This is a genomic window from Clostridium sp. CAG:43, assembly GCF_000434655.1.
Classification (GTDB): Bacteria; Bacillota; Clostridia; order Lachnospirales; family Lachnospiraceae; genus Otoolea; species Otoolea fessa.
Genome location: NZ_FR894980.1, coordinates 3,988 through 11,029, shown reverse-complemented (window position 1 = coordinate 11,029; position 7,042 = coordinate 3,988). Strand labels below are relative to the sequence as shown.

Below are 7,042 nucleotides of genomic sequence, written 5' to 3'. Positions count from 1 at the left end.
GTGCCATGTTATAAGAGAAGATGTAAGAAATTTGCTAGTTGTCTTGCCGCACAGAATATTGTATAATCGGTAGGGTAAATTGCCGTTTTGCGCGCTGAAACCAAGGATGAGAGGGAAAACTGTGGGAAATTATGAGACGCTGAATGAGCTTCTGGTGACGCTGTTCCGCGATGTGATGGACATAGAACAGAAAGTAATCATTACGCCGGAGTTTAAAGACATCACGAATAACGATATGCATGTGATCGAAGCGATCGGGATTGGTGAACCGAAAAATATGTCATCGATTGCCAGAGAACTGTCCGTTACGGTGGGAACACTCACGATTGCCATGAACAGCCTGGTCAAAAAAGGCTATGTGGAACGAAGCCGGGGACTCGAGGATCGGCGGGTCGTATATATTTCTCTTTCAGAGCGGGGCAGAAAAGCGTATGGGCATCACGCCCGGTTCCACCGGGAGATGATCGAGAGCCTGACAAGCGATCTGTCGGAAGATGAGATGCAGACGTTGGTAAAGGCGCTGATGAAGCTGAATCAGTGGTTTAGGAGTAAGGATGGGCAGCGGTAAAAAGAATGGATGTAGTCTGCACTGGATGGAAACAGGTGTGAAAGACAAAAACGGTTGCGAAAACCGTGAAGCAACCGCTGCGAGGAGAATACAAGGAGGTACATTATGAAGAAATTTATGGTAATGGCAGCTGGTCTTATGATGGCAGCTGTTCTGGGCGCATGTGCGCCGACGGCAAGAAATACAGGAGAGACCAGCGAACATGGAACTGCCCCGGCAGGTGCGGCGCAGCAGGAGACTGTAGACGGCGTGGCTGAGAAAGAAAGCATGGTGGTAACGGATGCAGATCCGACGGTAACGGTTTGCGTATATTCTGTAAAATCTGATAAGAGCGGCTTAAAACAGAATATGGATGGCATTGACGGCGATGAGCTGGATGCACAGGAACTGCTTGATAAGATGGCAGAGGTGGGCGTCATTGAAGAGGGAATCACCGTGGATAAATTTGAGCAGAAGGACGGCGCCCTGACGCTGGATCTCTCCTCCTTAAAGGAGTCCTCTGACAAGCTGGTTGTCATGGCCATTGCCAATACATTTATCCAGAACTACGAGGCAAAGACGCTGGAGTTGAGCGTAGCAGGCGAGAAGATCGGCGACGGTCCGATGAGCTTTGAGAAGAATTACAAGAAAGTAAACTAAAGCATGAAAATGCGAAAAGAGCGGGATCTCTGAAGTATGCGGATGCATACAGGGAGACTCCGCTCTTTTTCCATTATACGTGCAATTTCTCCGTCATCAGCCATGTTTGAAAATACGGTTTGATGACCCGGAAGGAAGCGCCGTCCATGTTCAGGATGAACTGGTGGAAGCTCTTGGCGTTGAATTTGTTTCCAAGTACCTCCTCGGCTTCCTGGCGCATGGTCAGGATTTCCAGATAGCCGGTATAGTATTTCAGGTAATTGCCCGGATTATCAATGATTGCCAGGTATATCTCGCGCGCGGATTCCGGATCCGTAAATCCGTAGGAATTTTCCAGATAACTGGTGGTTGTGGCGAGATCCCAGCCATCATAGTGGATGCAGATGTCGAGAAGCGCGTACAGCCCGTAGCTGCTGGCTTCGCTGCAGCGCATCAGCGGTTTGACCGCTTCCGGCAGTCCGTTGTCGAAGGAGTAGGCGTACAGTTCGCTGTAGAGTCCCCAGCCTTCGTTGTAGCCGCCGCAGGCAAGAAGCCGCCGTACCGGAACCGGCTCCCGGCCATTGAAATAAGCCGACTGGTAGAGATGCCCCGGATAGCCCTCGTGCGCCAGCATGGTGTAGAGGTTCTGCTCAGTGCTTGCTTTTTCGTTGATGTAAATGGTGTTGGAACCGTCGGAATCGATCGGCGGTACGAGGAAAAACGCCGGGGACAGGGAAGATTCCAGCGCTTCCGGGACGTATTTGAGCGTGTAGGAGGTATCTGTAAGCGCCGGGAAATCATCCTGAATCTGCACCTGTAAATTCTGAAGGATCTCATCCGGATCGGAGAGTGTGATGGCAGAGTCGGTCATCTGCCGGACGAGTTCCGGATGTTCCTTTAAGCGGCCGCGGATTTCGGATAAATCTGCCTGCATCTGCTTCTCAATCCGCGTTTTGAGCGCATCGACCGAGGAATCTGTGCCGGTCAGCGCCGCCGCAAGATAGGCATAATACTCCCTGCCGTGTTCGTAGGTGCTAAGTCCTCCTGCCTCCGGATGGGAGCCCTTGAGCGATTCCAGTGCTTTAGAGAGGTTTGTATATGCCGGGATAAAGTGTTCCTTTAAAATGGTCAGATGTTTTGCTTTGTAGGACGCCTTTTCTGCATTGCTTAAGCCCTCAACCGCATTTAAGCGGGAAGCAAATGTTTCCGTCAGCAGGCTGTTTTCCGGGCGGATGAGGTAGCTTTTACAGGATTTTAAAATCCGGTCGATGGTGTCGTCGGACGGTGCGAGACCGGCGTCTGCCTGCACCTGTTCATACGCTGCGAGCTGCTTGTAATATGTGTCGATCTGCGAAAGCAGTGCCAGGTAATGGTCGATGTCGGCACGGTTGTAAAATGTGTATTCGGCTAATAAGGTCGGAAGTTCCGCCTGCGTGCCGATCAGGGCGCTTAACGGCTGATTGTAGAGTTCCAGTCCCTTCGAGCCGGATTCTGTCTCCAGTGTGTCCTTCATCATCCGGTAGGTGAAGAGCTGGTCGGAGGTCAAGAGAGAGGTATCGAAGGAAGAAAGTTCCTCAAGAACGGCCGCGTTTTCCTCGGAATCCTTTTGAAGCTGTTCCAGGGAATATTCTGGAAATTTCATCTCCGGTTCGGTGATACCGTAATTTTCCGGATTCCGGACAAGAAAATGAAGGGAGAGCGGATCGTCCTGCACGCTTTCTTGAAACTGGTGTGCCAGAAACGCATCAAAACGCGCCTGTTCGCTGGCAGCATCGGACGATGCATTGGAAGGAGAACCAGTCTGCCCGGAAGCGGCGTAGGATTCGGCGGGGGTTCCTGAGCCGGAAGAACCAGCGCATCCGGAGAGCGCCAGGGCAGCAGCTGCAGCGATCGCGAGCGCTGTGCGCGGCAGGGGCGGGAAGGAAAAGCGTTTCTGCATAATATAATACCTCCAAAACAAATATATATGTCTGCAAGTATACCATACTTGACAAAGGGATGCAAAACAGATAGACTTAATCTATATATTTATATATGAAGAAAAGGCAGAGAAAAGAAGGTGGCTTGCCTTTAATCGCAGATGGAAAACCATGGGCGGTTAGAGGCTTTTTTTGTGAAGAACACAATTTAAAGCGCAATTTTAATAAGGAGGGCATGATAAATGTGTCAGAACTGTAAGAAACCTTACTATATAACAACTGCGATTGCCTATACATCGGGCAAACCGCATATCGGAAATACCTATGAGATCGTGCTGGCGGACAGCATTGCGCGCTACAAGAGGGCGCAGGGCTACGATGTGCGTTTCCAGACGGGCACCGATGAGCATGGTCAGAAGATCGAGTTAAAGGCAGATGAGGCTGGCATCACGCCGAAGCAGTTTGTCGATAACGTGGCGGGTGAGATCAAGACGATCTGGGATCTGATGAATACATCCTACGACAAATTTATCCGCACCACCGACGAGGATCATGAGGCGCAGGTAAAGAAGATTTTCAAGAAGCTCTATGATCAGGGCGATATTTACAAGAGCTGCTATGAGGGACTTTACTGTACCCCGTGCGAGTCCTTCTGGACCCAGTCCCAGGTCGTAGACGGCAAATGCCCGGACTGCGGACGCCCGGTACAGCCGGCGAAGGAAGAGGCATATTTCTTCCGTATGAGCAAATATGCGCAGAGACTCATCGATTATATCAATGAGCACCCGGAGTTCATCCAGCCGGTTTCCCGTAAAAATGAGATGATGAACAACTTCCTGCTTCCGGGCCTGCAGGATCTGTGTGTTTCCCGTACTTCCTTTAAATGGGGGATTCCGGTTGATTTCGACCCGAAGCACGTTGTATATGTATGGCTGGATGCACTGACCAACTATATCACCGGTCTTGGATATGACTGCGACGGCGAGAGCGGCGAGCTGTTCAAGAAATACTGGCCGGCAGACCTGCATTTGATTGGTAAGGATATTATCCGTTTCCATACCATTTACTGGCCGATCTTTTTGATGGCACTCGACCTGCCGCTTCCAAAGCAGGTATTTGGTCATCCGTGGCTGTTACAGGGCGACGGCAAGATGAGTAAATCCAAGGGAAATGTGATTTACGCCGATACACTGGTTGATTTCTTTGGCGTGGATGCAGTCCGCTACTTCGTTCTGCATGAGATGCCGTTTGAGAACGACGGCGTTATTACCTGGGAGCTGATGGTAGAGAGACTGAACTCGGATCTGGCAAATATCCTCGGCAACCTCGTAAAGAGAACGGTATCGATGACGAACCAGTACTTTGGCGGCGTAGTAGCCGACAAGGGCGTGACGGAGCCGGTGGACGAGGAGCTGAAGAAGGTAGTGCTGGAAGCAGTCCGCAAGGTCGATGAGAAGATGGATAAGCTGCGCGTTGCCGATGCGATCACCGAGATCTTCAATATTTTCCGCCGCAGCAACAAATACATTGACGAGACAACCCCGTGGATTCTGGCAAAGGAAGAGGACAAGCAGGATCGTCTTGCGACTGTTCTCTATAACCTGGTTGAGTCTATCACGATCGGTGCGTCCCTGCTTGAATCCTTCATGCCGGAGACCTCTGAGAAGATCTTAAAAGAATTAAATACCGTAAAACGTGAACTGTCACAGATGGATGAATTTGGCCGTTATCCGTCCGGAAATAAGGTGACTGAGGAGCCGGAGGTTCTCTTTGCCCGCCTGAAACTCGACGATGTGATGAAGAAAGTCAAAGTTATCCAGGAAGAGCAGAAGAAGGCGGTTGCTGCAAAGGCAGAGCCGGAGAAGGAAGAGGACGAGAAAGCCGAGGGCATCGATATCGAGCCGAAAGCAGAGATTACCTACGATGATTTTGCAAAACTGCAGTTCCAGGTTGGCGTGATCCTCTCCTGCGAGGCTGTTCCGAAGTCCAAGAAGCTTCTCTGCTCCCAGGTTCAGGTCGGAAGCAAAGTGCGCCAGATCATCAGCGGCATCAAGCATTCCTACTCCCCGGAGGAGATGGTCGGCAAGAGAGTCATGGTTGTGACCAACTTAAAACCGGCGAAATTGGCAGGTCTGCTCTCCGAGGGCATGATTTTGTGTGCCGAGGATGCAGACGGAAAGCTGTCCCTGATGACAACGGAGAAAGAGATGCCGGCGGGTGCGGAGATCTGCTAAGGAAAAAGGAATATAACTTATATGATATTTGATACACACGCTCATTACGATGATGAGGCGTTTGACGGGGACCGGGAAGAACTTCTTTCCGCTCTGGCAGCAGGCGGGATCGGCACGGTCGTCAATGTCGGCGCGGATATGGCAACTACGAAGACGACGATTGCCCTGACGGAAAAATATCCGTTTATCTATGGGGCAGCAGGTGTCCATCCGAGCAGCACGGCGGAGCTTGACGAGGAAAAATTTGCCGAACTCCGTGTGCTGGCACAGTCCGGGAAGATCGTGGCGATCGGCGAGATCGGTCTCGACTATTACTGGGAAGAGCCGGATCATGAGACCCAGAAGAAATGGTTCCACCGCCAGTTAAATCTGGCTCGGGAATTAAAACTTCCAGTCATCATCCACAGCCGCGACGCGGCGAAGGATACGCTCGATATCATGAAGGAAGAGCACTCCGGGGAGATAGGCGGTGTGATTCATTGCTTCTCCTATGGAAAAGAGATGGCGGCAGAGTATTTAAAGATGGGCTTTTACTTAGGCATCGGCGGCGTACTGACCTTCAAGAACGCGAAAAAGCTTCTGGAAGTAGCCGAGATGGCGCCGCTCGACCGTCTGGTACTCGAAACCGACTGCCCCTACCTCGCTCCGGTTCCCAACCGCGGCAAACGCAACTCCTCACTGAACCTGCCATATGTGGCGGAAAAGCTGGCAGAAATCAAGAAATGTACACCGGAAGAGATCGTCCGTGCGACTGAAGAGAATGCGCGGAGGCTGTACCGGTTACCGTAAAAAGGGGTGTCCCGGACACCCGGGAAAGGATTTTCGGAATGGATCTTGGAAACCCGAAGAATACAATCGAAGTAATACAGAAATATAATTTTGCCTTCCAGAAAAAATTCGGTCAGAATTTTCTGATTGATACGCACGTGCTGGACAAGATTATCTCAGCGGCGGGCATGACCAAGAAGGACACCGTCCTGGAAGTTGGTCCTGGCATCGGTACGATGACACAGCGCCTTTCACAGGCGGCAGGACAGGTCATCGCCGTGGAGATCGACACAAATCTAATTCCGATCTTAAAAGATACGCTTCAGGACTGCGAAAATGTAACTGTTATCAATGAAGATATTTTAAAGATTGACATAAAAAAAATGGCGGAAGAAAAAGGCGGCGGACGTCCGGTTAAGGTCGTGGCGAACCTGCCGTACTATATCACGACCCCGATCATCATGGGGCTGTTTGAGAGCGGCGCGCCGATCGACAATATTACGGTTATGGTGCAGAAAGAGGTCGCAGACCGGATGCAGGTTGGTCCGGGCTCGAAGGATTACGGCGCGCTGTCGCTGGCGGTTCAGTATTATGCCGAGCCATACATCGTGGCAAATGTGCCGCCGAACTGTTTTATTCCGCGTCCGAATGTCGGCTCAGCGGTCATCCGTCTGACCCGCCATGCGAAGCCGCCGGTGGAGGTAAAGGATAAAGATTTAATGTTCCGTCTCATCCGCGCGTCCTTCAACCAGCGCCGGAAAACCCTGCAGAACGGGCTTTCCAACGCGCAGGATCTCTCCTTTAGCAAGGAAGAGATCGCAGCCGCAATCGAGTCGCTGGGACTTTCCCCGTCCGTGCGCGGCGAGACGCTGACGCTGGCGCAGTTTGCAGCGCTTTCGGATGTGCTTGGGAAATAGAAATTGGATAAGAGAAAT

At 51.3% G+C, this 7,042-nt stretch carries 6 protein-coding genes; 5 read left to right on the top strand and 1 reads right to left on the bottom strand.

The genetic code is table 11. The features are described from left to right. The first annotated feature begins 121 nt into the window (after positions 1-121). Entirely contained in the window at positions 122-568 is a 447-nt protein-coding gene (locus QVO97_RS00360; protein ID WP_022358468.1) for a MarR family winged helix-turn-helix transcriptional regulator, read from the top strand. A gap of 105 nt (positions 569-673) precedes the next feature. Next, positions 674-1,207 (top strand): GerMN domain-containing protein, encoded by a 534-nt coding sequence (locus tag QVO97_RS00355; protein WP_022358467.1) that lies wholly within the window; start codon positions 674-676, stop codon positions 1,205-1,207. A 73-nt stretch (positions 1,208-1,280) separates the two neighbouring features. Here the strand turns inward: QVO97_RS00355 and QVO97_RS00350 are convergent, their stop codons facing one another. Then, positions 1,281-3,125, bottom strand: coding sequence for a DUF885 domain-containing protein (locus QVO97_RS00350; protein WP_022358466.1), 1,845 nt, complete (start codon positions 3,123-3,125; stop codon positions 1,281-1,283). 222 nt (positions 3,126-3,347) lie between these two features. Here QVO97_RS00350 and metG point away from each other — a divergent pair, with 222 nt between their 5' ends. Genes metG through rsmA form a run of 3 tightly spaced genes read left to right on the top strand, consistent with a single transcriptional unit; the run spans position 3,348 to position 7,024 of the window. Beyond that, positions 3,348-5,339 carry a methionine--tRNA ligase gene (gene metG / locus QVO97_RS00345; RefSeq protein ID WP_022358465.1) on the top strand — a complete coding sequence of 664 codons (1,992 nt, stop codon included), beginning with the start codon at positions 3,348-3,350 and terminating at the stop codon, positions 5,337-5,339. 21 nt (positions 5,340-5,360) lie between these two features. Beyond that, positions 5,361-6,128: a TatD family hydrolase gene (locus QVO97_RS00340; RefSeq protein WP_022358464.1), complete on the top strand. Its 768-nt coding sequence runs from the start codon at positions 5,361-5,363 to the stop codon at positions 6,126-6,128. A gap of 38 nt (positions 6,129-6,166) precedes the next feature. Next, positions 6,167-7,024, top strand: coding sequence for a 16S rRNA (adenine(1518)-N(6)/adenine(1519)-N(6))-dimethyltransferase RsmA (rsmA, locus tag QVO97_RS00335; protein WP_022358463.1), 858 nt, complete (start codon positions 6,167-6,169; stop codon positions 7,022-7,024). Positions 7,025-7,042 lie beyond the last annotated feature (18 nt).

What these genes read in the sequence shown, in the direction of transcription:
- QVO97_RS00355 (WP_022358467.1), top strand. Translation starts at nt 674, where the DNA reads ATGAAGAAATTTATGGTAATGGCAGCTGGTCTTATGATGGCAGCTGTT.
- QVO97_RS00350 (WP_022358466.1), bottom strand. Translation starts at nt 3,125, where the DNA reads ATGCAGAAACGCTTTTCCTTCCCGCCCCTGCCGCGCACAGCGCTCGCG.
- metG (WP_022358465.1), top strand. Translation starts at nt 3,348, where the DNA reads ATGTGTCAGAACTGTAAGAAACCTTACTATATAACAACTGCGATTGCC.
- QVO97_RS00340 (WP_022358464.1), top strand. Translation starts at nt 5,361, where the DNA reads ATGATATTTGATACACACGCTCATTACGATGATGAGGCGTTTGACGGG.
- rsmA (WP_022358463.1), top strand. Translation starts at nt 6,167, where the DNA reads ATGGATCTTGGAAACCCGAAGAATACAATCGAAGTAATACAGAAATAT.